This window comes from Roseburia sp. OM04-10BH (genome assembly GCF_003462605.1).
GTDB lineage: Bacteria > Bacillota > Clostridia > Lachnospirales > Lachnospiraceae > Roseburia_C > Roseburia_C amylophila.
Genome location: NZ_QTZI01000001.1, coordinates 350,457 through 375,554, shown reverse-complemented (window position 1 = coordinate 375,554; position 25,098 = coordinate 350,457). Strand labels below are relative to the sequence as shown.

Sequence of the window (25,098 nt, the reverse complement as noted above, 5' to 3'; positions counted from 1 at the left end):
CTTCCTCTCTGTCTTATTTCAGCAAATCTTCGTCTATATCCATTTCCTCTGCCAATGCTTTGCGGGAAATACGTTCTTTTTCCTCATCCTTGGCTGCGATACGTTTTACCTTTTTCTCCTTGGTTGTAACATAAATCTTCGGTACCGCTTTTACATAATAGTAATATTCATCATCTTCAAACTGCACCCGTTCTGTCCTGCTATAATCCAGGTTAAAGAACAGGAACTGCTGTATCAATGCAATCACCGTAGAAATTACGCTTCCTACAATAATCCAGACGATTCGTCCCTTGATGCCCAGCATTACAAAACCGCTGATCAGCACAGTAAGTCCAATCAGAATACCAGCCAGTGATGCTACTGTCCATGCATGATCTATGGACAGGCGGCGCACTACATAAACCACCAGTAAAATCACAATAAAAGTTGCCAGTACCAGATACATTTCCTTATTACCCAGCAGCTGGTTGATTGCTACCACCATTTTTGAAGCCGCATTGCTGTCCTCTTCCACCGCACTTAATACTGTCTCATTTTCCTTTATTCCCTTCAGGAAATAAAACATCACAGTTCCGCTCACAATAGATGCAGCAGATGCCGGTGTCCGTAACAGTCCTGCTGAAATCGGCATGATATACGGGATATGTAATGTAAATGTTATCGGTGTCAGCACTGCATAATAACCATCTTTTGGTGAAAACCGTAAATACAGCAGTGCGATAACCAGCATAAGAATCAGTCCTACCACGCATACATCCATAGACAGTGCAAATAAATGTGCAGCAATCAGAATGAATGCAAACAACAGGATAGCATTGACCGGAAGCACCGCACATAACAGTGCCAGTACCAGTGTTACCGGAAGTCCGGCCAGTCTGGTCATATAGCCAATATTTTGATTGATCAGCAGAAATACCACTGTTGCCAGAATAAACTTAAGTACCGGCACCACATATATTTCATTTTTTCCAAAAAAGCGGATTAACCGCTCCTTCAGTTCGAGTAAACCCGTCATCCTAAACCTCCCAGTCATCCGTATTAGATATATTTTCTTCCTCACGATACAGACTGCTCACCCTCTTCAGTCTGTTATAATACTCCTTCACCTGTTTTCTCCCCTTTGTATATCTACGATTATAGATAATATAAGTAATAAGCAGATAAGCAGCCAGAAATACCAGATACACCATTACAATCCGGATGCCAAATCCAATCATATCCATATCATTAATTTTCTTTACCAGATTCTCCATGTCGTAAAAAAGCCACAGCACAAAAAGAAGTCCGAACGCAATGGTTCCGGCAAAAAAGCTTTTTATCAACTCCATGGCAACATAATCTCTTCTAAAATACTGTGTTGCTTTCTGGCAGGTTTTACTTTCTTCATTTTCGAATTCTGACAGCTTTGTCATATGTCTGACGCGTTCTTTACTAATCATACTCTGCTCCTAAACAAACTCTCTTTAGTATAACATAGATATTATCTTCTGAAAAGAAAAAACTGCCACCAGTCACTGCGGCAGTTCTTAATCTACAGTTACAGATATCTCATCTTATCTCTTTCCTTCGGTCTCTTATCCAACTGAGGCTCCACCGGTTTTTTCTTTATTACACTCTGGAAGTCCGTTTCCATTTTACGTTTGCATTTTTCACAGAAACGTCCTGTTTTGATAATTGCTCCACAGCCTTCACATTCCAGACCAAGTGGTGAATCTTCTGAAAAGACAAGTCTTTCTTCACGCACCCACTGTTTAATCTGTTTTACAGAAACATCATTATCTTCCGATACAACCTGTATCGGAGTATTCGGGTTCTGCCGCAAATATTCTTTTACCTCCTGGAACTTCTCTTCCAGTTTATCTTTGCAGGCTTTACATAACGGTACGCCCCCATAATAATTAAATAATCTTCCGCATCCTTTGCAGTTTCTTACGTCCATTCTTTCTCCTCCTAATGCCCCCTGCCAATGCTAATGCAAAGCACATAAACCTCTTGTATTCCTGATACCTTCAAACATTCTGCTGCTGCATCCACGGTACTTCCAGTTGTGTAAATGTCATCTACAAGCAGAACTTTTCTTAATTGTACTATATTTTGTGCGATTGTAAAAGCCTTTTTCAGATTTTTCTTGCGTTCCTGGTCATTAAGTTCCTTCTGGGGTCTGGTATTTATACACCGATATAGCAATTTCGTTTCTACCGGAATTCCGGTACGTTTTCCTATTTCCTTTGCAAAGAGTTCTGCCTGATTATACCCTCTCTCCCTCCTGCGTTTCCGATGCAACGGAACCGGTATGATTGCATCTACACCCAGTCTTGAAATCCACCGGGCATACTGTATACATGCCATTTTTCCATAAAAAGCTGCATATTCACGCCGGTTGGCATATTTAAAACGATACAGCGAGTGTTGCACTGCCCCCTGATAGACAAATACTGCCTTTCCCGAATCAAAAAAATGTTTTTTCCGGTCACAGTCACCACAATATTCCTTCCTGGCATTCCCAATGGGTTTTCCGCACCGTTTACAGACCGGTTCCTGCACCAGTTCTGCCTTTCCGATGCACTCCGGGCAGATTTCCCCATCCGGCGGTATCACCTCATCACACAGCGGGCATCTTCTTGGGAATATAATATCCAGTATATTCATTATTTCCTTTCCAAAACTCTCTTTGCACATATTAGCACAGTCCCTTTTACAAAAACATTAACATTCTCTTAATTTTTCCTGATAAAAATAGGATTTAATTTATTGACTTATTTTTCTCTACTTATTATAATTAGTCTATTCGAATTAACGCTTTAATGCATAAACGCACAGACGCACGAACGCGTTAAATCAAAAAAATATTACATATTTCAGGAGGAAATTATTATGAAAAAAATGAAGAAATTTCTCTCTCTTTCAGTTGCAGCAGTTCTTGCACTCAGCATGACCGCCTGTGGCTCCAAAGCAGGAGATACCCAAAACGCTGACGCTACAGAGAAAAGTTCATCCAACGCTACAGAGAAAAGTTCATCCAACGCAAAGTACACCGTTGGCATCTGTCAGCTCGTACAGCATGAGGCATTAGATGCTGCAACAAAAGGATTCAAAGACTATCTTACCGAGAAATTAGGTGATGACGTTGTTTTTGACGAGCAGAACGCCCAGGGTGATTCTGCCACATGTGCAACTATCGTCAACTCCTTCGTTTCCAAAAACGAAGACCTGATTCTTGCAAATGCAACTGCTCCTCTTCAGTCTGCAGCTGCTGCAACTACAGATATTCCTATTCTTGGAACTTCCGTAACAGATTACGCAACCGCTCTTGACATTTCTGACTGGTCAGGCACAACAGGACGTAACATTTCTGGAACTTCTGACTTAGCTCCTCTGTCCGAGCAGGCAGCTATGTTAAATGAATTATTCCCGGATGCTAAAAATGTCGGACTGCTTTACTGCTCCGCAGAAGCAAACTCACAGTATCAGATTGATGTTATCAAAGAAGAATTAGAAAAATTAAATTACACCTGTACTGCATATTCTTTCGTTGATTCCAACGATATTGCAAGTGTTGTCCAGAGTGCTGTAAATGATAACGATGTTCTTTACGTTCCTACCGACAACACTGCAGCTTCCAATACAGAAGTTATCAATAACATTGCAGGGGAAGCCGGTGTTCCAATTATTGCAGGTGAAGCCGGTATCTGCAAAGGATGTGGTGTTGCTACCTTATCCATCAGCTACTATGACCTTGGATATCAGACAGGTAAAATGGCATACGAAATCTTAGTAAATGGTGCAGACCCATCCACTATGGAAGTTGAATTTGCTCCAGCAGTTACCAAACAGTACAACCCTGACATCTGTGAGAAGCTTGGCATCACTGTCCCAGACGATTACAAAGCTTTAGACATGTCTGAGTAATTTTTACTTTTGAATTATTTATTTAGAAACCGGAGGAACTTATTGTGGAATTGCAAATTGCTGATTTATTAAACGCTATGCCCGGTGCTGTAGCCCAGGGATTAATCTGGGGTATTATGGCAATCGGTGTATACATCACTTTTAAAATACAGGATGTGGCAGACTTAACCGTGGATGGAACCATGAGTCTTGGCGGTGCTGTCTGTGTTACTCTGATTGCTTCTGGACAGAATATCTGGGTAGCAATCCTTGCCGCTACCATATCCGGTATGCTGGCAGGATTAATTACCGGAATCTTCCATACAAAAATGGGAATCCCGGTAATCCTTGCAGGTATTTTAACCCAGCTTGGATTATACTCCATTAACTTAAAGATTCTTGGCGGCAAATCCAACCAGGCAATCAGCGCTGACAAATACGATTTAATTGTATCTTTACGATATGTAAAAAATGTGGCTTTTTATAAAAACACCATATTTATCGTTGCTATCTTTGTCATCGCCATTATAGCTATCCTGTACTGGTTCTTCGGAACTGCAAGAGGCTGTTCTATCCGTGCTACCGGATGCAACCCGAATATGAGCCGTGCCCAGGGTATCAACACAAATTTCAATACCGTAATCGGTTTAATGATTTCCAACGGTCTTGTTGGTCTTGCCAGTGCTCTTTACTCACAGTATCAGGGATTTGCTGATGTCAATGCAGGACGTGGTGCTATCGTAATCGGTCTTGCTGCCGTTATTATCGGTACTGTATTGTTCGAAAAGATTTTCCACAACTTTGCGTTGAAGCTTTTATCTGTCGCTATCGGTGCTGTTATTTACTACGCTGTACTTCAGATTGTTATCTGGCTTGGTCTTGATACTAACTACTTAAAGCTGTTATCTGCGCTTGTGGTTGCTTTCTTCCTTGCAGTTCCTTACTGGAAGAAGAAATATTTTACAAAACCAGTAAAGAAAGGAGCCAAAACCAATGCTTAAAGTTGATCATATTTACAAAACATTTAATCCGGGAACCATTAACGAAAAAACCGCTCTTAACGGCACTACCCTTACTTTAAACGAAGGTGATTTCGTTACTGTCATCGGTGGAAATGGTGCCGGAAAATCCACTTTATTAAATGCCATTGCAGGAGTCTTTCTTGTAGATGAAGGTTCCATTTCTATTGATGACGTAGATGTTACAAGAATGTCCGAGCACAGACGTGCCAGTTTCTTAGGACGCGTATTCCAGGATCCTATGATGGGAACTGCTGCTACCATGGGAATCGATGAGAATCTTGCCCTCGCTGCCCGTCGTGGCAAAAGCAGAGGTCTTGGAAGCGGTATTACCAAGGCAGAAAGAGCACATTACAAAGAATTGTTAAAAGAGCTGGATTTAGGACTTGAGAACCGTCTTACCTCTAAAGTCGGACTGCTTTCCGGTGGTCAGCGTCAGGCACTGACTCTTCTTATGGCTACTTTAAACCGTCCAAAACTGCTTCTCTTAGATGAGCACACCGCTGCTTTGGATCCAAAGACTGCTGCAAAGGTTCTTACTCTTTCGGATAAAATAGTTGCAGAGCAGAACCTTACCACTCTGATGGTAACACACAACATGCGTGATGCAATTGTTCATGGCAACCGTCTGATTATGATGAATGAAGGTCAGGTTATCTTAGATATTTCCGGAGAAGAGAAAAAGAATCTTACCGTAGAAGATTTATTAGAGAAATTTGAAGAAATCAGTGGCGAAGAATTTGCCAATGACAAAGCTTTATTATCCAAGTAATTGGTATCTGCCGGTTTTTAAACGAAAATTGACAAATGATTTGCTTTGCAAGTTGTCAGACACGCAAAAACCAGCCGGAATTCTGCAAAATACAGCATTTCGGCTGGTTTTTCTTTCCAGGCACCCGCAAGAAGCGGTCGGAGGAAGGTTCTACATGTCTGTACAGTCAACCACCTCTACACATTTTCTTCCAGTCTTGCCCGCAGACCGCTGTATCTGGTCTGTTCTGTAATATTCTGTTCCATCTCATAGAAGCACATTTCATTTCCCACAAGTGTTACACACTTTCTTGCACGGGTTACCGCTGTATACAAAAGGTTCCTGTTCATCAGCATTCTCGGTCCCCCAAGAAGTGGAATTACAACTGCCGGATATTCACTACCCTGGGATTTATGTATTGTAATGGCATATGCCAGTTCCAGTTCCTCTAATATTTTAAAGGAGTACTCTACCACCTTGTCTTCATCATAGACCACGGTCATTGTCTCTTTATAATCATTGATTTCACGGATAATTCCCGTATCCCCATTAAACACACCGGTTCCACGGTCAATGGCAAATCCATATTTACTCAAGACCTCCCACTCCAGCTGATAATTATTTTTTATCTGCATGACCTTGTCCCCTTCGCGGAACACTTTATCGCCATACTCTTTTTCTTTCTTATCCGGAGCAGGAGGATTTAAATATTGCTGCAAGATACTGTTCAGTCGTTCTACGCCCAGATTTCCTTTTTTCATCGGAGTCAGCACCTGTATATCATAAGGCTGTGCATTTACAAATTTAGGCAGTTTCTGCATAATCAGCTGCAGTACCACATTGATAATCACATCTGCATCATATCGTTTCAGGAAAAAGAAATCCATGCTCTTGTTATCTAACACTACTTCTTCTCCCCGGTTGATTTTATGGGCATTGACAATGATATCACTCTGGGATGCCTGTCGGAAAATCTTGGTAAGCTGTACCACATGGAACTGTCCGCTGTCGATAATATCCTTTAATACGCTTCCCGGTCCTACGCTCGGAAGCTGGTTTACGTCTCCTACCAGAATCAGTCTTGTTCCGGCTACCATTGCCTTCAACAGGGACTGCATCAGGCTGATATCCACCATGGACATCTCATCGATAATTACAACATCCGTTTCCAGTGGATTACTTTCATTTCGTTCGAATCCTACCGCTCCTTCCATTCCACCGTTTAATTCCAGCATCCGGTGTATGGTTTTAGCTTCATATCCGGTCATTTCGCTCATTCGCTTTGCAGCTCTTCCGGTAGGTGCTGCCAGGAAAATGTCCAGGCCTTCCAGTTCAAAATATTTGATAATACTGTTAATTGTCGTCGTCTTACCAGTTCCGGGTCCACCGGTGATTACCAAAAGTCCGTTTCTTACTGCCTCCGAAACAGCCTCTTTCTGGTGTTCATCCAGTTCCATGCCGGTCTGCTTCTCAATCTTATGGATTCGCTGGGCAATCTCTGCATCTGACACATCATAGGCAATATCCAGATTCTTAAGCATCATGGCTGTATTTACTTCCGTATAATAGAGTGGTGCGCCATAAATCTGAACCTGTTCACCCTCCTGTTTCATAATGATTTTCCGCTCTATCGACAAATCCATATACTGCTTTTCGATTGCTTCTTCTGTTACACCCAGAAGTTCTCCTGCCCGCTTTGTCAGTTCTTCCTCCGGCAGAAAGGTATGACCCTCCCCGGATGCCTGTAAAAGTGTATACAATATACCGCTTCGGATTCGAAAATCAGAATCTGTATGAATACCGACTTTCTTAGCAATTTCATCTGCAATCCGAAATCCCACACCACTGATATCATCCGCCAGACGATATGGATTCTCCTGAATGATGCCGTATACTTCCTGTCCGTATTCTTTATAGATTTTCACCGCAAGATTCAGTGTAATGCCATACTGCTGCAAAAATATCATTGCCTGACGCAGATCTCGTTTTTCAGAGACCTGGTCTGATATTTCCATTGCTTTCCGTTCACTGATTCCTTTTACTTCCGCTAACCGCTCCGGTTCTTCTTCGATAATCCGGAAGGTATCGCCTTTAAATCTTCTTACAATTCTTGCTGCAAGTGCCGCACCAATCCCTTTAATTGCTCCGGAGCCAAGATAACGCTCAATGGACAGTTCATCGGTTGGTTCTTTCTCCACATAACTTTCAGCTTTAAACTGCTTTCCATAGGTCGGATGTGCCGTATATTCACCGGTCACTTCGATATTCTCTCCCTCACTGATTCCCGAAAAGATTCCCACGCAGGTAATCTCTTCTTCTTCGCAAACCAGCACCAGTACCGTATAGCCATTGTCAGCATTTCGATATATGATATGATCTACATAACCGGTTATCGTCTCCATCGTCTTTCCTTTCCAACAGAATAAAGAATGTGCCTTGGCACAGTCTTGCGCCTGCGGCGGTCGCTTGCGACATCTGCCTTATACGCCGCAGTGTGCATCCTTGCGGAGCATTTTTTACTTTACAGGAAAGCAATTTCCTGTAAAGTAAGAGAAGGCTGTCATCATATGACAGCCCCTTTTATCGTCTTTTTTAAATTCTATTCCATATTATAATTACGCTTCATCTGCTCATACAGCTGCTGTGCCAGACTGTTACTTCCGCCACTCTGTTCTACTGACTGGCTTGCCAGCTTCTGTATCATCTCGTCTTCAAAATAATCCGTCATCTGACTCATACTGGCATCCTGGTCTTCGTTCTCCGGAATGGTTTTCTTCATTTCCTTATAAACCTGTTCTAAGAAATATGCCTCAAATTCCTTGCAGACATCCATCAGTTCGTCATCCGTTGCACCTGATAAATCTGAATTCAATGTCTTCTCCAGTCCATTGGAACTGTTACTTGCCTGTGATGAAGTTGTATTCAGCAATGTCGAAATATTATCCATCGATATACTCATACTTTACCCTGCCTTTAGAACTATCTTCTTAATGAATTTGCCTGTCCAAGCATCTCATCTGCTGCCTGAATCGCCTTAGAGTTTAATTCATATGCACGCTGTGCAATAATCATATTAACCATCTCGTCTGCCACCTGGACATTGGATGCTTCCAGATAATTCTGGCATACCTTGCTTCTGGTCAGTCCCGGAGTAGTCAGCTCATTCATCGGATTACCGGATGCTGCTGTTGCAACCAAAAGGCTTCCAGAATCCTTTTCCAGTCCAGCCGGATTGGTAAACTGATATACGCCAATCTGTCTGTTCATATCTATGGTATTGCCTGCCGCATCTTTATAATAGAACTTTCCATCATTTGATACTTCGATAGATGATGCAGTCACGCCATCCGGCAGAACAATTTCATTTCCATTACTATCTAATACCGGAAGTCCGGCTTCATTGCAAAGTGTCGTTCCATTAGTTCCGATTGCCCAGCCAAATTTACCATTTCTGGTATAGTATGTCTGTCCATCTTCTCCACGTACCGAGAAAAATCCTTTTCCTTCCAACGCAAATGCTGTATTGCTGGAATTGGCAATTAATGCTCCATTGGTAAAATCAGATGTAATAGAGGCTACTCTGGTTCCCAGTCCTACCTGAACCGGAACCGGCTTTTCATCACCATTTGCAGAAGTTGTCTTAGACTGCAGTGTCTGATACAGCAGCGATTTAAACTCTGCCTGTTCGGATTTGTAACCTGTTGTATTTACATTCGATAAATTATTAGAAATCGAATCAATATTTGTCTGCTGTGCAATCATTCCTGATGCAGCAGTCCACAATGCTCTCATCATAAGCCCTGCGCTCCTTATCTCTCTTGCGCCATCCGTGGCCAGCCTTTTATGAAACGTACCTGTTTCCTAGTTATTTATATCGGCTTCTTTTGCTCTTTTCTTTAGTTCTTTTTATACTTTACCTACATTATTTACGGCTTTGTCCAGTGTTGAATCCATCGTCTGGATAATCTTCTGTCCAGCCTCGTAAGCTCTGGTGATTGTAATCATATCTACCATTTCGGATACTACATTAATGTTGGAAGCTTCCAATGCACCCTGCTCTACTCTCGCATTCGATGCCACAAGCTGTCCGCCATTTACTACATCATAGAGATTCTCACCATATTTGCTGATATAGTCATAATTATCTACATCTACCACACCAAGTCTTGCAACCACCTGATTATTCTGCATAATGCTTCCATCGGAAAGCACTTCAAAATCCAGATTCGGATTAATCCGGATATAATTCTCTGCACCAGGATTGCCAGTGGAAGCTCCATTCTGGTTCAGCACATAATCACCGTCTTTGGTCACCAGATAGCCTTCTCTGGTCAGTGTAAATGCTCCATCCCGGGTAAGCTTCATAGATGTTTCACCATTCTTATTGGTAAATGATACCGTAAAAAAACCATTTCCATCCAATGCCATATCGGTACTTCTGTCTGTCACTTTAAAGCTTCCCTGGCTGAAATCGGTATATACTTCGCCAATATGCACACCCATACTGATATTTCCCAGTACCCGCGGCTGCCCATAATCAGAAGTATCCTTAATCTTAATTGCCAGTGTATCAGCAAATGTATGATTTGTGGTACCTTCCTTCTTATATCCGGTTGTGTCGGCATTTGCCAGATTATTTGTCAGAATATCCAGACGGTTCTGTTCGTCTAACATTCCGGTCCATGCGGTATATAATCCTTTTACCATCTACAGTCCTCCCGAAATCTTAATCGTCGTCTCTCTTACCAGCTAAGAATTCTACGAATTTACCTGTACCAATTGCTACACAGGTCATTGGTTCTTCTGCTGTCATTGTATTAATTCCTGTCTTATCTTCAATCAGCTCTTCCAGTCCTCTAAGTAATGAACCGCCACCTGTCAGCACAATTCCTCTGTCTGCAACATCTGCTGCCAGCTCTGGTGGTGTTTTTTCCAGAACACTGTGTACTGCTTCTACAATCTGTAAAGTCGGTTCTCTTAATGCTTCCTCAGTCTCTTCAGAAGAAACAGTTACTGTCTTAGGAAGTCCTGTTACCAGATTACGTCCACGGACATCCATCGTTTCCGGCTGTGCCAGCGGGAAACAGGTTCCAATCTTAATCTTAATATCTTCTGCAGTTCTTTCTCCAATCAGAAGATTATGTTTCTTTCTCATATAACGGACAATTGCCTCATCAAAATCATCTCCGGCAATTTTAATTGATGTACTTACTACCGAACCGCCCAGTGAAATTACTGCAATATCTGCGGTTCCTCCTCCGATATCTACAATCATATTTCCACAAGGTCTTGCAATATCGATGCCTGCTCCAATTGCTGCTGCAATTGGTTCTTCAATAATTGCAACTTCTCTTGCTCCTGCCTGATAAGTTGCATCCTCTACTGCCTTCTTCTCAACCTCTGTTACACCACTTGGTACACAGACACTGATTCTTGGCTTACGGAAGGTTTTCTTTCCCAGTGCTTTCTGAATAAAGTACTTAATCATCTTCTCTGTTACAGTATAATCAGAAATAACGCCCTGACGGAGTGGTCTTACTGCTACAATGTTGCCCGGTGTTCTACCAAGCATCAGTCTTGCTTCTTCACCAATCGCCTTAATCTTGTTTGTATCTCTGTCAAACGCTACTACGGACGGCTCTTTTAAAACTACGCCTTTTCCTTTAATATAAACCAATATGCTGGCTGTTCCTAAATCAATTCCAATATCTGTTGAAACCATGTCAATGTTTCCCCTTTCATCTGTTTCATTATATGTGGAGTAATCTATCTCAAAAAAAGACAGACTACGCATTCAATCATATTCTTACATATATAATCACATTATATACAATAAATGGCATTTTTCAAAGGTTTTTTTCTGTTTTTACTTATTTTTAATGAAATCGCAACATCTTCTTAACTTTCTTTTGCTTTCTAATTGTCTTAACTTTTTGTTCACATAATAGTCACAGGTCTTCTATATTATCACATATGTACTAGCTATTAAGCTAATATAATTTTTCATAACTCAGCCCTTCGGATGTCCTTCGGGATGTCCGGAGGGTACTCCCCAAGATAGTAACTGCTGAATGTTTCAGCAGTTTTTTTGTGCTCATAACAGGAACAAAGAATGTGCCTATAGAAAATAGCACCTGCCGAACCCGCCACTGGCAGTTTCTAGCAGATGCCATTCTTCATTGTCTTATGCTTATCCGGTATTACTGTTCCAGATATTTCTTTACATATTGTCCGGTATAGGATTCCGGTACTTTGGCAATCTCTTCCGGCGTTCCCTGGGCAACCACAGTTCCACCACCGTCTCCGCCTTCCGGTCCCATATCAATAATATAATCTGCCGTCTTGATTACATCCAGATTATGTTCAATTACAACTACGGTATTGCCACCATCAGACAATCTCCTCAGAATTTCAATTAATTTATGGACATCTGCAAAATGAAGTCCTGTTGTCGGCTCATCCAGAATATAAATAGTCTTTCCTGTACTGCGTTTGCTTAATTCTGTTGCAAGCTTAATTCTCTGTGCTTCTCCACCAGACAGTTCAGTAGATGGCTGGCCCAGACGGATATAGGATAAGCCCACATCATAAAGGGTCTGTATCTTTCTTGCAATAGAAGGCACATTCTGAAAGAATTCCAGTGCCTCTTCCACTGTCATATTCAGCACATCATAGATACTCTTGCCCTTATATTTTACTTCCAGTGTTTCACGGTTATATCGTTTGCCCTGACACACTTCACACGGAACATATACATCCGGCAGGAAATGCATTTCTATCTTAAGAATACCATCGCCGGAGCAGGCTTCACACCGGCCACCCTTCACATTAAAGCTGAATCTTCCCTTCTGGTATCCTCTTGCCTTGGCATCCGGAGTGGATGCAAACAAATCTCTTATCATATCAAACACACCGGTATAAGTAGCCGGATTGGAACGGGGTGTTCTTCCGATTGGAGACTGGTCAATATCAATTACCTTATCTAACTGTTCCAGACCTTCAATATCATCATGGGCACCCGGAATACACCTTGCCCGGTTTAAATCCCTTGCCAGACGTTTATAGAGGATTTCATTGGTCAGTGAACTCTTTCCGGAGCCGGACACTCCGGTAATGCAGGTCATAATACCCAGTGGAATCTTCACATCAATATTCTTCAGGTTATTCTCTCTTGCACCCTTTACAGTAATGAATCCGGTTGGTTTCCGTCTTTCTTTCGGTACCGGAATCTTGATTCTTCCGCTTAAATAAGCACCGGTGATAGAGTTCTTATTTTTCATAATCTCCTCTGCTGTTCCGGTAGCAATGACTTCTCCGCCATGTTCACCGGCTCCCGGTCCGATATCCACAATATAATCTGCTGCACGCATAGTATCTTCATCATGTTCTACTACAATCAGTGTATTTCCAAGGTCTTTTAACCCCTTTAAAGAATTCAAAAGTTTATCATTATCCCGCTGATGCAGACCGATACTAGGCTCGTCCAGAATATAAGCCACGCCTACAAGTCCGGAACCAATCTGGGTTGCAAGTCTGATTCGCTGTGCTTCTCCACCGGATAAGCTTCCGGTCGCGCGGGAAAGGGACAGATAATCCAGTCCCACATCCATCAGAAAGCCTACCCGCGCTCTGATTTCTTTTAAAACCTGGTCACCAATCAGATGCTGCTGTTCCGTCAGTTCCATTTCTTTTAAATAGGCATCCAGATTACGGATGGACATCGCTGTTATTTCATATATATTTTTACCGGAAACCGTTACTGCCAGTGACTCCTTCTTCAACCTCTGCCCGCCACAGCATTTACATGGCGTAATCCGCATAAACTCTTCATACTGCTGTTTCATGGTATCAGAGCCGGTCTCACGGTAACGACGCTCCACATTCTTAATCAGTCCCTCAAAGGCAATGTCATATACGCCTTCTCCACGCTGACCTTTATAATATACCTTTACAGACCTTCCATTGGTTCCATGAATCAGCATATTCCGGACTTCTGCCGGCAATTCCTTATATGGTGTATCAAGACTGAAGCCATATTCTTCAGAAAGTGCCTTAAGGATTGCATAAGTAAAGCTCTTCTTATCGGTAGAAGACTGCCAGCCCATTACCTGAATTGCGCCCTCTGCAAGACTCAGTCTTTTATCCGGTATCATCAGTTCTTCATCAAATTCCATCTTATAGCCCAGGCCAAAGCATTCCGGGCAGGCTCCGAATGGATTGTTAAAGGAAAAGCTTCTCGGTTCGATTTCATCAATACTGATTCCACAATCCGGACAGGAAAAGCTCTGGGAAAACTGCATGGTCTCTCCATCAATGATATCCACCATCAGAAGTCCGTTTGAAAGTTCTAACACATTTTCAATAGAATCCGTCAGACGCTTTTCAATACCTTCCTTTACCACCAGACGATCCACTACGATTTCGATATTATGTTTCTTGTTCTTATCCAGCTTTATCTCTTCCGTCAGTTCATAGGTATTTCCGTCCACCTGTACTCTCACATAGCCGCTTCGCTTTGCCTGTTCAAAGAGCTTCTGGTGTTCACCCTTTCTTCCACGGACTACCGGTGCTAAAAGCTGTATCCTGGTACGCTCCGGCAGCTTCATAATCTGGTCTACCATCTGGTCTACGGTCTGTTTCTTAATCTCCTTGCCGCAGTTCGGACAGTGCGGAATTCCAATCCGCGCATAGAGCAGACGGAAATAATCATAAATCTCCGTTACCGTTCCTACAGTAGATCTCGGGTTACGGTTTGTGGATTTCTGGTCAATGGAAATTGCCGGAGACAAACCTTCTATTTTCTCTACATTCGGTTTCTCCATCTGTCCCAAGAACTGCCTTGCATAAGATGACAGGCTCTCCATATAACGCCGCTGTCCCTCTGCATAAATCGTATCAAATGCCAGTGAGGATTTACCGGAGCCGCTGAGTCCTGTCAGTACCACAAATTCATCTCTTGGTATATCCACATCAATATGCTTCAAATTATGTTCGCTTGCGCCACGAATCCTGATATATTTTCTCTCTTTCTTTGCCACTTTTTCTTCCTCTTTCTCTACCTTACAAATCGCGAAGCATCTTCTTTAACTCAATTAACTTATCACGATATTCTGCCGCAGCCTCAAAGTTCAACTCTGCAGCAGCATGGTTCATCTTCTTCTGAATATCTGCAATCAGCTTCTCCAATTCCTTCTTATCCATGGATTCCGGATCTTTCTTGAATTCCATTTCATTCTTGGCTACCTTCTTGGAAATACTGATTAACTCACGGACAGATTTCTGAATGGTAGTCGGCGTAATACCATGCTCTTCATTGTATTTCTGCTGAATCTCACGGCGGCGCTTTGTCTCATCAATCGCAACCCGCATGGAGTCTGTAATCTTATCTGCATACATGATAACATGACCTTCACTGTTTCTTGCCGCTCGTCCGATAGTCTGAATCAGCGAAGTCTCGGAACGCAAGAAACCTTCCTTGTCCGCATCAATAATTGCCACTAATGTAATTTCCGGTATATCAAGTCCTTCCCGCAAAAGGTTAATTCCCACCAGCACATCAAATACATCCAGCCGTAAATCCCGGATAATCTCTGCCCTTTCCAAAGTATCAATATCCGAATGCAGGTATTTCACACGAATACCCACTTCACGCATATATTCTGTCAAATCCTCTGCCATTTTCTTGGTCAGTGTCGTTACCAGCACCTTATGTCCTGCCGCAGTCTCTTTATTGACCTCTCCAATCAAATCGTCAATCTGGCCTTCTACCGGACGCACTTCCACGTCAGGGTCTAAAAGTCCTGTCGGTCTGATGATCTGCTCTACCCGCAAAAGTTCATGTTCTTCTTCATAATCATTTGGCGTTGCAGATACAAACAGCATCTGGTCTATCTGGCTTTCAAACTCTTCAAAATTCATTGGACGGTTGTCTTTTGCCGAAGGCAGACGGAAGCCATAATCCACAAGCGTTGTCTTTCTGGACTGGTCTCCCGCATACATTCCACGAATCTGCGGAATTGTAATATGGGACTCATCTACCATAATCAGAAAGTCATCCGGGAAATAATCAATCAGTGTTAACGGTCTCGAACCTGCCGGCTGTCCGGATAAATGTCTGGAATAGTTTTCAATTCCACTACAGAAGCCTGTCTCTTTTAACATTTCAATATCAAAATTCGTCCGCTCGGCAATCCGCTGTGCCTCTAAGAGCTTATCTTCCCCCTTAAAGTATTTCACACGCTCTTCCAGCTCTGCTTCAATGGTATCGCATGCACGCAGGATTTTCTCTCTTGGCACTACATAATGTGATGCCGGAAAAATACTGATATGATTCAGACTATTCTTAATCTCGCCGGTCAATACATCGATTTCTGTAATCCGGTCTATTTCATCGCCAAAGAATTCTACCCGGATAGCAGTCTCTCCACGGTCTGCCGGAAAGATTTCCAAAACGTCTCCCCGTACCCGGAAGGTGCCTCGCTGGAAATCCATATCATTTCTTGTATATTGTATATCAATCAACTGCCGGATCACATCATCACGATCCCGTTCCATGCCCGGCCGCAGAGATACCATCATCTTCTGGAAGTTCTCCGGTTCACCCAGTCCATAGATACAGGATACACTGGAAACGACAATAACATCCCGCCGTTCCGTCAATGCTGCTGTAGCAGACAGACGCAGTTTATCAATCTCATCATTCACAGAAGAATCCTTTGCGATATAAGTATCCGTGGATGGCACATATGCCTCCGGCTGGTAGTAATCGTAATAGGAGACAAAGTACTCTACTGCATTTTCGGGGAAAAATTCCTTGAATTCTCCATAGAGCTGCGCCGCCAGCGTCTTATTATGCGAAATAATCAATGTCGGTTTATTCATCTGGGCAATGACATTTGCCATGGTAAATGTCTTACCGGAACCGGTTACACCCAGTAGTGTTTCAAACTGATTGCCCTCTTTAAATCCCTTCACCAGCTTCTCAATTGCCTGCGGCTGGTCTCCAGTGGGTTGATATTTGGAAACTAATTTAAAATGATCCACTCAATTTCTCCTCTGTTCATTTACTCTTCCTTTAGTATTACCACGTTTCTCCGCTCATTATAGCATCCCTCAACAAAAAAGTACAGAACAAAATCGAATGTTTGTTCTGTACTCATTTTACTCTGACCTTTTTTATTTCTATTTCATTTGCTCTTCTAATGAATGCCAGTGCTTTAGAAATCTTTCTTAATCTCTGCCACCAGCTCATCCAGCTGTTCCAGTTGTTCGTTCTTTAATGAAGATTTAATACTTACCTTTGGTTCAATAATCTTCATGTCTTTCATTTCCGCAATCTTATCTGCCATCTGTTTTCCAGCTGTTGCTGCCCAGGTACCATTATCCAGAATTGCAACGGTACGTTTCTGTACGGCAAGTGCTTTCATGTCATTCAAGAAGTTCTCCATAACCGGATAAACGTTTCCATTATAAGTCGGAGCTGCCAGTACAATATGGCTGCAACGGAATGCTTCTGAAATCAAAGTGGAAACATGTGTATTGGATACATCATATACTACAATATTATGGATATCTGCTTCTGCCAGCTTTGCTGCGAGTACATTTGCAAGATTTTCTGTATTTCCATACATGGACGCATAAGCAATCATAACTGCTTTCTCTTCCGGCTCATAGCTGCTCCAGGTATTGTATTTATCCAGAATGTAACCAAGATTGGAACGCCAGATTGGTCCATGCAGCGGACAGATAATAGAAATATCCAGTCCTGCTGCCTTCTTCAAGGTTGTCTGAACTGGTCCGCCGTATTTTCCAACAATATTGGTATAATAACGTCTTGCGTCATCCAGCCAGTCGCGGTCGAAATCAATTTCATCATTAAAAATATTTCCGTTCAATGCACCGAAGGTTCCGAATGCATCTGCTGAAAATAATACTTTGTCCGTTTCATCATATGTTACCATTACTTCCGGCCAGTGTACCATCGGTGCCATTACAAAGTGAAGGGTATGTTTTCCGGTATTTAATGTCTCGCCTTCTTTCACGGTAACGGAACGGTCTGTAATATCAAAGGCATAAAACTGCTGTATCATGCCAAAGGTCTTGGCATTTCCCACAACCTTTACTTCCGGATATCTTCTTACGATTTCTTCAATTAATGCACAGTGATCCGGTTCCATATGGTTTACAATCATGTAATCCAGATTTCTTCCATCCAGTGCAAATGCCAGATTTTCTAAAAACTGTCCTGCAATGGAACGGTCTACGGTATCTAATAATACTGTTTTTTCATCTTTTAAAAGATAGGAATTATAGGATACGCCTCTTGGAATCGGGAATACGTTTTCAAATAAAGCAAGTCTCCTGTCACTTCCACCAATCCAGATTATATCTTCTGTTACTTTTCTTGTGCAATGCATCTATTTTCCTCCTTTTGTCATATTTACTGTTATAATGTAATTTAATTATTATAAGTCGATTTAATTTTTGTATTTTTATTCTTAAGCTTTTCTTCCGCAGCACTGTTTGTATTTCTTGCCACTTCCGCATGGGCACGGATCATTCGGATAAACCTTTGCTGCCGCACGTTTCTTCGGTACGCCCTGTGCAGTCTCATCCTTATTGGTTCCGGTTACTTTTGCAACCTGCTCTCTTTCTACCTTCTGCTCTACTCTGACATGGAATAACAGACGGACGGTATCTTCCTGAATACTGTTAATCATCTCTTCGAACATATCATAACCGCTCATCTTATACTCTACCAGCGGGTCTCTCTGTCCATAAGCCTGTAAACCGATTCCCTGACGCAGCTGATCCATATCATCAATATGATCCATCCACTTACGGTCAATAACTTTCAGTAAAATAACGCGCTCTAATTCACGGACAGCTTCCGGCTCCGGGAACTCTGCTTCCTTCTCCTCGTAGAGTTTTACAGCCTGTTCTTTTAAAGCATGTTTTAACTTCTTCTGATCCTTATATTCTTTTGCCTGTTCCGGTGTCACCTGCTGAAGTGGAATAATTGGAATCAATAACTGGTTCAGTTCATTAATATCCCATTCTTCCGGTGGTAAATCCGGTGAAATACAGGTATCTACTGTATTTTCCACTCTGTCGGTAATCATCTTATAGATAACATCACGCATGCTCTCGCCATTCAATACACGGAGACGTTCTGCATAAATAATCTCTCTCTGGTCATTCATAACCTGATCATACTCCAACAGATTCTTACGAATTCCAAAGTTATTTCCCTCAATCTTCTTCTGTGCCTTTTCAATTGCACTGGTCAGCATCTTATGCTGAATCTGCTCGCCTTCCGGCACACCCAAAGTATTAAACATGCTAAGCAGCTTCTCAGAACCAAACAGACGCATCAAATCATCTTCCAGCGAAATGAAGAACTGGGATTCTCCCGGGTCTCCCTGACGGCCGGAACGTCCTCGCAGCTGATTATCAATACGTCTGGATTCATGACGCTCAGTACCGATGATTTTCAGACCGCCGGCTTCCTTTGCTTCATCATCCAGCTTAATATCAGTACCACGACCAGCCATGTTGGTTGCGATGGTAACCGCACCATGTACACCGGCCTGTGCTACAATTTCAGCCTCTAACTCATGGAATTTTGCATTCAAAACTTTGTGTGGTATACCACGCTTATTCAACATGGAGCTTACCAGCTCAGAAGTATCGATATTGATGGTACCAACCAGAACCGGCTGTCCTTTCTTGTATGCTTCTTCTACTTCATCCACAACAGCATGGAATTTTTCTTTCTTGGTCTTATAAACAGCATCCTCTTTATCCACACGGATAACCGGTCTGTTGGTAGGAATCTCGATAACGTCCATTCCATAGATGTCACGGAACTCTTTTTCCTCTGTCAAAGCGGTACCGGTCATACCTGCTTTCTTATCATACTTATTGAAGAAGTTCTGGAATGTAATATTGGCAAGGGTCTTGCTCTCACGTTTTACTTTTACATGCTCTTTTGCTTCAATTGCCTGATGTAATCCATCAGAATAACGCCGGCCCGGCATAATACGTCCGGTAAATTCATCTACGATTAATACCTGATCATCTTTTACCACATAATCCTGATCACGGAACATCAGATTGTGTGCACGCAGTGCTAAAATGATATTATGCTGAATCTCAAGATTATCCGGATCTGCAAGGTTATCAATGTGGAAAAACTGTTCTACCTTCTTTACACCTTCTAATGTCAGATTGACTACTTTATCCTTCTCATTTACCACGAAGTCTCCATCTTCTTCGATTTCCACTCCCATGATAGCATCCATCTTGGTGTATTCCTTCTGATCTTCACCACGTTTCATCTGTCTTGCCAGAATATCGCATGCCTCATAAATGCTGGTGGATTTGCCACTCTGTCCGGAAATGATAAGCGGTGTTCTTGCCTCGTCAATCAACACAGAGTCGACCTCATCGATAATCGCAAAATGAAGTCCACGCTGTACTAACTGTTCCTTGTAAATTACCATGTTATCACGCAGGTAATCGAATCCCAATTCATTATTGGTAATATAGGTAATGTCGCAGTTATATGCATCCTGACGTTCCTTAGTGTCCATGCCGTTAAACACAACGCCAACAGTCAGTCCTAAGAATTCATGAACCTGTCCCATCCACTCAGCATCACGTTTTGCCAGATATTCGTTGACAGTTACAACATGTACGCCCTTTCCTTCCAATGCATTTAAGTATGCTGGCAGGGTAGATACCAGTGTTTTTCCTTCACCAGTCTTCATCTCAGCGATACGTCCCTGATGCAGGATAATACCACCAATCAGCTGAACACGGTAATGTTCCATTCCAAGCACTCTCTTTGCTGCCTCACGAACGGTTGCATATGCTTCCGGAAGCAGATCGTCCAATGTCTCACCATCAGCAAGTCTCTTTTTGAATTCTTTTGTCTTATCCTTTAACTGCTCATCAGTCAGTTCCTGCATGGCAGGCCGATAAGACTCTATCTTATCTATAAGCGGATAAATTCTTTTTAATTCTCTTTCGCTATGTGTTCCAAAGATTTTTTCTATTGCTTTCATATAATGCTCCTATCCATAATTTTGCTTACGCAACTATGAAATATTGTACCACTATCTGCCTTTCTCCACAATATCTAATCCAATGAACGTTTTATAAACTTTTTGTTAAATCAGTAGACTTTTTACAAACAGATGCTATAATAGGCAAAGATTGAACAGGCGATTGCAAAATGGAAAAACAGAATAAGATATTTTTATAGGTGAAAGACTTCACTTCTTTTTAATGGATATGAAATATCTCGTAACTCTTAGCACTTTATTTTTCTTGATTGAAGACTGTCTTTCCGGTTGCTTTGACATAGGATTCCAGAACTGTCCGCTGGTTGCGGATACAACGCCAAACCCGCAAGGGGCACTAGGAATTTCGATGAAATCATGATTATGTCCGGCAACCGGTGTATATTCACATCCGTGTTCAAATACACCTCACTGGCACATCCCTGTGCCAGTGTTGCCGGTTGCCAGTGAAATTCCAAGTGCCCCTAGCAGCTTTGCCAAGGTATCCGCACTCCGGCGGACAATTCTGGAATCATTGTCAAACATTGAAAAGACAGTCGATATAACAAAAAGGAAAATAAAGCGCTTAGAGTTACAATATTTCATATTGGAAAAGAAGAGGAGCCTTTCACCTCATAAAAAATATGTCATACACTATTTTTCATTTTGCAATCGCCTGACAACAAGTCCAGGTATAGAAAGGAGTTTCTTATGCATTACACATACAAAACCAAAGGAACCTGTTCCACCCAGATTGATTTGGATTTAGAGGGAAATGTTTTAAAACATGTTACCTTTACCAACGGATGTAACGGCAACTTAAAGGCTATCTCTTCTTTGGTAGAAGGATTAACGGTAGAAGAAGTAGAAGAAAAATTAAAGGGCATCACCTGTGGATTCAAATCCACTTCCTGTGGCGACCAACTTGCCCAGGCATGCTTAGCAGCCCTTGAAGCGCAGAAAAAAGAAGCATAACAGAACAAAGATGTGCCTTGGCACATTCCCGCGCCTGCGGCGGTCGCTTGCGACATCTACCTTATACGCTGCAGTGCGCATCCTCGCGGAGCGTTTTTTACTTTACAGGAAAGCAATTCCCTGTAAAGTGAAAAAGGGCATCATCTAAATTCTCTTAAGATGATGCCCTTTCATACTATTTCGTCCATTGGACTTTTACCTCATTTCGTATATTTCGTCTTCAATCCCTGAACCCTTCCTCCTGAATCCGTTCGCTTCTGAGTCCTGTTGGACTGGAACCATATCTTTACGTTGCCGTTCTGATTCTCCATCCACTTTTCTTTTGTATTTACCTCAGGTTTTCCTTCCGATTCTGAATCCATGAACTGAATCTGATTTTATTATTTATTATGTCAGGTTTCATAATATCTATCAGCTCTGCATTGGACCGTACCTTCCTTTCTTACTATTGCGTTTCTCTTCGTCTAAACGCTTGTCCGATTCTGATTTAATATCCTGGTGGTATCGACCTCCTCTTACATTATTATGAGTTTGTTCCTTCTCTTTCTGGTGGAATCTCCTCCTTACTTTGTTTCCGTTCATTTGTTTCTTTTGATGATTTGATTATATCTAACTATAGTTCATTTGTCAACACTATTTTTAGAATTTTCTTAATTATTTTTCGTATTTACTTTATTATATTGCATATATTGTGTAAATTATCTGAATTTTCAGTTTTATTTAAATTGTTAAAACAACTACAGGAAACATATGTAACTGTAATCTGTCTGCGATGCCATTTCCTATTCGCTGACTTTCCACTCTACCTGGGCACTTTCTTCCTTCTGAAGAGAAAGCAGAAGAGTAAATAACTGATGAATGGTCTCCATCAATTTCTGGCTTGGAAGAATTGCATACTGGGCCAGCCGGTCCAAATCAAAATAGCGGACATTCGGATCCGGCAGGAATACCATGTTGGTGCTCCGCACTTCTTCTCCACAAGTCTCAATATTTTCATAAGTAATCATTGCAAATTCATTTCCATGCTCTTCGCAGGAATAGGCTGTATAACACTCATCTACTACCCACTGCTTTCCGTCGGCTTCTACAACCGGCTTTTCGGATTCCTCTTTATATTCGCTGGTCTTCATCTCAACATTCCAGTGCTGCTTTCCTTCTTTGGTTCTCTCATATAAATGCTCTAATGTGCTGTTTAAAAATTCTGGTGTCATTTTTGCTGTCTCCTTCTATTTACTATTGTTTTTGTTCTGTACTTTTATGTTGTGGCTGTCCGCAGTTGCATTCGGACAGCCCCAGTTATTTTTGTCCTGTTTTTCTATTATAACACAGCCGCTTCTGCTGTGAAACCATAAGAAATAATACTTTTTAATGCCTTTTCTTTAACGAAGCCCGGATTCCTTTGCCTCTGTTTCCAGTCCGCTGGCAAGATAATCTGCCATGGCAATAATCTGCCGCTGGATATTCCAGAATGTCTGTAAATCTTTTTCATAATTACCGGCAAGCCGCTCACTGATTTCCTGTCCAATCAGTTCTACATGCATACGGAACATTTCTTTTAATGCACTTTCTTCATATTCCGGTGTTGCAGATGCTAAAAGTTCTGCGATGCGGTCTGCATTTTCGTTTAACCGGCGTACCTGCTCCACCGTATCCTTCGTTCTCCCTTCTTTTTTCTGGGTAATCAGTCCACCGGTAAGTTCTACATGGCGCACCAGTAAATCTCTGAGGCTGTGCACCGTATTTTCCGGATAATATCTGCCGAAAAGGTCTGCTATTTCCTCTGCATTATCAATTAATGCAGTAACCAGCTCCTGCTGATCCGGCAAATCCGCCGCCATGCTGACCAAAAGCATCCGGAGCAGGTAAGTATGATTCAGCCATGCCATCCGCATCAGTTCTTTTAAATTTCCTTTTCCGTTGTTATTGGAAATCCCGGAATTTCCTGTATTTCCCAGCATTTCCGGTCTTGTGTATTCTCTGCCCGGACATATTTCTATCTTCATTCCAATCTGTAAATTGTAAGGATTTATCCTTGGATTGCTTAAAATAATAGAGGATACCGTTGTCTTATACTGCCGGGAAAGTTTGTATAATGTATCCCCGGCTTCCACGGTATGTTCGATTGAATTGCTGCAGTTCACGCTGACCTCTTTCCATTCTTTCTTACTTTCGTATTAGTTTATGTCAAAAATGTTGATTGGTTCCCCGATTTGCTCTTGCCAGGGAATGCGATTGCGTATACAGTAAAGGAAAAGCATGTTTTTGCGAGGTGTATTATGTCCATTAAAATATTCGTTATGACCCACAAACAATTTGAAGCTCCCACTGATTCCATGTATGTTCCCCTGCAGGTCGGACATGCAATTTCTCCGGAATTGGGCTATCTTGCGGATGATACCGGAGATAATATTTCCCGGAAAAACAAAAGTTTCTGCGAGCTGACCGGCATCTACTGGCTCTGGAAAAATTACCATGCCTGCGATTATATCGGCATCTGTCATTACCGCCGCTATCTCATAAATAGGCAGGGGCTTATTTTCACGGAAAGAGAGCTGATGCGGCTGCTTCAGAATCATGACATGATCACACCAAAGCTTCTGACTTTAAATACTTCGTATTTTAATGGTTTCAGCCAGAACCATCACCAGAAGGATCTGCTGATTACTGAGCAGGTTATTTCTGAAAAATACCCGGACTATGTGCCTGTTTTTCACCATATGGTTCATGATGTACATACTTATTTTGGGAATATTTTCATTACTTCAAAAGAACGATTTGATGCCTACTGTGAATGGCTGTTTGACATTCTCTTTGAAGTGGAGTGCCGGGTCGATATCAGCAGCTATGATAATTACTGCAAGCGGTTGTTTGGATTCCTGTCGGAATTTCTGTTAACAGTTTACATTGCGAAGCAGAATCTCTCCACTTATGAATGTATGGTGGGGATGTCCGGCGAAAAACATGAAACAAGAGTGCTCCGGGAATCTCTGGCAAAATGTTTCGCAGATGGTGACTACCAGAAAGCCCAGTCCATTTTCATGGAAAGCTATGCGAAACGCCCGGACATTCTGATGGAAGCTTCTGATATTACCGGTGAACTGCACCTTTGCATGCAGGTGATTTCTACCTGTTCCTTTGAACAGGAACTTTATGGGCACAACCTTTTAGATATGATTCATGATTATCATTCCCTGATGGAATTCTGCCACCGGTTAAATGAAATTGTAAATCATTTTCTTACAGGGACAGAGTCTGCCGCTGATATTTCATGGCTCAAAAAATCCACTGCTCTCTCTCCGAAAGCAGTGGATATAGCGATTCAAATGTTCTGTTCTGATGAGGACTTAAAAGAGAAGGTATTTTCAAAAATCTGTTCCCATCTCAAAGATTTTTGAATTCC

20 protein-coding genes are annotated in these 25,098 nt (G+C 42.0%); 5 read left to right on the top strand and 15 right to left on the bottom strand.

Annotated features, from left to right (window positions below; genetic code table 11):
- Positions 1-13: 13 nt before the first annotated feature.
- The 4 genes from DXB43_RS01695 to DXB43_RS01680 all read right to left on the bottom strand — a co-directional run bounded on the left by DXB43_RS01695 (position 14) and on the right by DXB43_RS01680 (position 2,649).
- Positions 14-1,015, bottom strand: a complete 1,002-nt coding sequence (locus tag DXB43_RS01695) for a hypothetical protein (RefSeq protein ID WP_117946362.1) — start codon at positions 1,013-1,015, stop codon at positions 14-16.
- Position 1,016: 1 nt separating this feature from the next.
- Positions 1,017-1,439: a hypothetical protein gene (locus tag DXB43_RS01690; protein WP_117946360.1), complete on the bottom strand. Its 423-nt coding sequence runs from the start codon at positions 1,437-1,439 to the stop codon at positions 1,017-1,019.
- Positions 1,440-1,537: 98 nt separating this feature from the next.
- Positions 1,538-1,939 (bottom strand): flagellar protein, encoded by a 402-nt coding sequence (locus DXB43_RS01685; RefSeq protein WP_117946358.1) that lies wholly within the window; start codon positions 1,937-1,939, stop codon positions 1,538-1,540.
- An 11-nt stretch (positions 1,940-1,950) separates the two neighbouring features.
- Complete coding sequence (locus DXB43_RS01680) at positions 1,951-2,649, bottom strand: ComF family protein (protein WP_243006619.1); 699 nt, start codon at positions 2,647-2,649, stop codon at positions 1,951-1,953.
- Between the two features lie 225 nt (positions 2,650-2,874).
- On the opposite strand from DXB43_RS01680, the gene DXB43_RS01675 reads away from it, so the two are divergent.
- Genes DXB43_RS01675 through DXB43_RS01665 form a run of 3 tightly spaced genes read left to right on the top strand, consistent with a single transcriptional unit; the run spans position 2,875 to position 5,679 of the window.
- Positions 2,875-3,909, top strand: a complete 1,035-nt coding sequence (locus tag DXB43_RS01675) for an ABC transporter substrate-binding protein (RefSeq protein WP_022244515.1) — start codon at positions 2,875-2,877, stop codon at positions 3,907-3,909.
- A gap of 50 nt (positions 3,910-3,959) precedes the next feature.
- The gene (locus DXB43_RS01670) at positions 3,960-4,889 is read left to right on the top strand and encodes an ABC transporter permease (RefSeq protein ID WP_117698468.1); all 930 of its coding nucleotides are present in this window, start codon (positions 3,960-3,962) and stop codon (positions 4,887-4,889) included.
- Positions 4,882-5,679 (top strand): ABC transporter ATP-binding protein, encoded by a 798-nt coding sequence (locus tag DXB43_RS01665; protein WP_022244517.1) that lies wholly within the window; start codon positions 4,882-4,884, stop codon positions 5,677-5,679. Before DXB43_RS01670 ends, DXB43_RS01665 begins: the two co-directional genes overlap by 8 nt.
- Before the next feature lie 176 nt (positions 5,680-5,855).
- Here the strand turns inward: DXB43_RS01665 and recD2 are convergent, their stop codons facing one another.
- The 9 genes from recD2 to secA all read right to left on the bottom strand — a co-directional run bounded on the left by recD2 (position 5,856) and on the right by secA (position 20,726).
- Positions 5,856-8,060 (bottom strand): SF1B family DNA helicase RecD2, encoded by a 2,205-nt coding sequence (gene recD2, locus DXB43_RS01660; protein WP_117946354.1) that lies wholly within the window; start codon positions 8,058-8,060, stop codon positions 5,856-5,858.
- Positions 8,061-8,257: 197 nt separating this feature from the next.
- Complete coding sequence (locus DXB43_RS01655) at positions 8,258-8,617, bottom strand: rod-binding protein (protein WP_117698442.1); 360 nt, start codon at positions 8,615-8,617, stop codon at positions 8,258-8,260.
- A gap of 20 nt (positions 8,618-8,637) precedes the next feature.
- Entirely contained in the window at positions 8,638-9,453 is an 816-nt protein-coding gene (locus tag DXB43_RS01650) for a flagellar hook-basal body protein (protein ID WP_117698443.1), read from the bottom strand.
- A 111-nt stretch (positions 9,454-9,564) separates the two neighbouring features.
- Positions 9,565-10,365 carry a flagellar hook-basal body protein gene (locus tag DXB43_RS01645; protein ID WP_117698444.1) on the bottom strand — a complete coding sequence of 267 codons (801 nt, stop codon included), beginning with the start codon at positions 10,363-10,365 and terminating at the stop codon, positions 9,565-9,567.
- 19 nt (positions 10,366-10,384) lie between these two features.
- Positions 10,385-11,380: a rod shape-determining protein gene (locus tag DXB43_RS01640; protein ID WP_022244522.1), complete on the bottom strand. Its 996-nt coding sequence runs from the start codon at positions 11,378-11,380 to the stop codon at positions 10,385-10,387.
- A 478-nt stretch (positions 11,381-11,858) separates the two neighbouring features.
- Positions 11,859-14,696, bottom strand: a complete 2,838-nt coding sequence (uvrA, locus tag DXB43_RS01635; RefSeq protein ID WP_117946352.1) for an excinuclease ABC subunit UvrA — start codon at positions 14,694-14,696, stop codon at positions 11,859-11,861.
- Between the two features lie 22 nt (positions 14,697-14,718).
- Positions 14,719-16,701, bottom strand: coding sequence for an excinuclease ABC subunit UvrB (gene uvrB, locus DXB43_RS01630; protein ID WP_022244524.1), 1,983 nt, complete (start codon positions 16,699-16,701; stop codon positions 14,719-14,721).
- A gap of 173 nt (positions 16,702-16,874) precedes the next feature.
- Entirely contained in the window at positions 16,875-18,074 is a 1,200-nt protein-coding gene (locus DXB43_RS01625) for an FprA family A-type flavoprotein (protein ID WP_117946349.1), read from the bottom strand.
- Between the two features lie 81 nt (positions 18,075-18,155).
- The gene (gene secA, locus DXB43_RS01620) at positions 18,156-20,726 is read right to left on the bottom strand and encodes a preprotein translocase subunit SecA (RefSeq protein ID WP_117946347.1); all 2,571 of its coding nucleotides are present in this window, start codon (positions 20,724-20,726) and stop codon (positions 18,156-18,158) included.
- Between the two features lie 708 nt (positions 20,727-21,434).
- On the opposite strand from secA, the gene DXB43_RS01615 reads away from it, so the two are divergent.
- Positions 21,435-21,698, top strand: a complete 264-nt coding sequence (locus DXB43_RS01615; protein WP_022244527.1) for a TIGR03905 family TSCPD domain-containing protein — start codon at positions 21,435-21,437, stop codon at positions 21,696-21,698.
- 782 nt (positions 21,699-22,480) lie between these two features.
- On the opposite strand, the gene DXB43_RS01610 is transcribed toward DXB43_RS01615, so the two are convergent.
- Positions 22,481-22,909 (bottom strand): hypothetical protein, encoded by a 429-nt coding sequence (locus DXB43_RS01610; protein WP_117842142.1) that lies wholly within the window; start codon positions 22,907-22,909, stop codon positions 22,481-22,483.
- A 168-nt stretch (positions 22,910-23,077) separates the two neighbouring features.
- On the bottom strand, positions 23,078-23,839 hold the full coding sequence (locus tag DXB43_RS01605) for a LysM peptidoglycan-binding domain-containing protein (protein WP_117842141.1): 762 nt from the start codon (positions 23,837-23,839) through the stop codon (positions 23,078-23,080).
- A 135-nt stretch (positions 23,840-23,974) separates the two neighbouring features.
- Here DXB43_RS01605 and DXB43_RS01600 point away from each other — a divergent pair, with 135 nt between their 5' ends.
- Positions 23,975-25,093 (top strand): DUF4422 domain-containing protein, encoded by a 1,119-nt coding sequence (locus DXB43_RS01600; RefSeq protein WP_117946345.1) that lies wholly within the window; start codon positions 23,975-23,977, stop codon positions 25,091-25,093.
- Positions 25,094-25,098: the final 5 nt, after the last annotated feature.

Bases quoted from the DNA above. Each gene is read 5' to 3' on its own strand.
- DXB43_RS01600 (WP_117946345.1), top strand. From the start codon at position 23,975: ATGTCCATTAAAATATTCGTTATGACCCACAAACAATTTGAAGCTCCC.
- DXB43_RS01675 (WP_022244515.1), top strand. From the start codon at position 2,875: ATGAAAAAAATGAAGAAATTTCTCTCTCTTTCAGTTGCAGCAGTTCTT.
- DXB43_RS01645 (WP_117698444.1), bottom strand. From the start codon at position 10,365: ATGGTAAAAGGATTATATACCGCATGGACCGGAATGTTAGACGAACAG.
- DXB43_RS01610 (WP_117842142.1), bottom strand. From the start codon at position 22,909: ATGACACCAGAATTTTTAAACAGCACATTAGAGCATTTATATGAGAGA.
- recD2 (WP_117946354.1), bottom strand. From the start codon at position 8,060: ATGGAGACGATAACCGGTTATGTAGATCATATCATATATCGAAATGCT.
- DXB43_RS01690 (WP_117946360.1), bottom strand. From the start codon at position 1,439: ATGATTAGTAAAGAACGCGTCAGACATATGACAAAGCTGTCAGAATTC.
- DXB43_RS01640 (WP_022244522.1), bottom strand. From the start codon at position 11,380: ATGGTTTCAACAGATATTGGAATTGATTTAGGAACAGCCAGCATATTG.
- DXB43_RS01680 (WP_243006619.1), bottom strand. From the start codon at position 2,649: ATGAATATACTGGATATTATATTCCCAAGAAGATGCCCGCTGTGTGAT.
- DXB43_RS01625 (WP_117946349.1), bottom strand. From the start codon at position 18,074: ATGCATTGCACAAGAAAAGTAACAGAAGATATAATCTGGATTGGTGGA.
- DXB43_RS01650 (WP_117698443.1), bottom strand. From the start codon at position 9,453: ATGATGAGAGCATTGTGGACTGCTGCATCAGGAATGATTGCACAGCAG.
- DXB43_RS01655 (WP_117698442.1), bottom strand. From the start codon at position 8,617: ATGAGTATATCGATGGATAATATTTCGACATTGCTGAATACAACTTCA.
- secA (WP_117946347.1), bottom strand. From the start codon at position 20,726: ATGAAAGCAATAGAAAAAATCTTTGGAACACATAGCGAAAGAGAATTA.
- DXB43_RS01695 (WP_117946362.1), bottom strand. From the start codon at position 1,015: ATGACGGGTTTACTCGAACTGAAGGAGCGGTTAATCCGCTTTTTTGGA.
- DXB43_RS01685 (WP_117946358.1), bottom strand. From the start codon at position 1,939: ATGGACGTAAGAAACTGCAAAGGATGCGGAAGATTATTTAATTATTAT.
- DXB43_RS01615 (WP_022244527.1), top strand. From the start codon at position 21,435: ATGCATTACACATACAAAACCAAAGGAACCTGTTCCACCCAGATTGAT.
- DXB43_RS01665 (WP_022244517.1), top strand. From the start codon at position 4,882: ATGCTTAAAGTTGATCATATTTACAAAACATTTAATCCGGGAACCATT.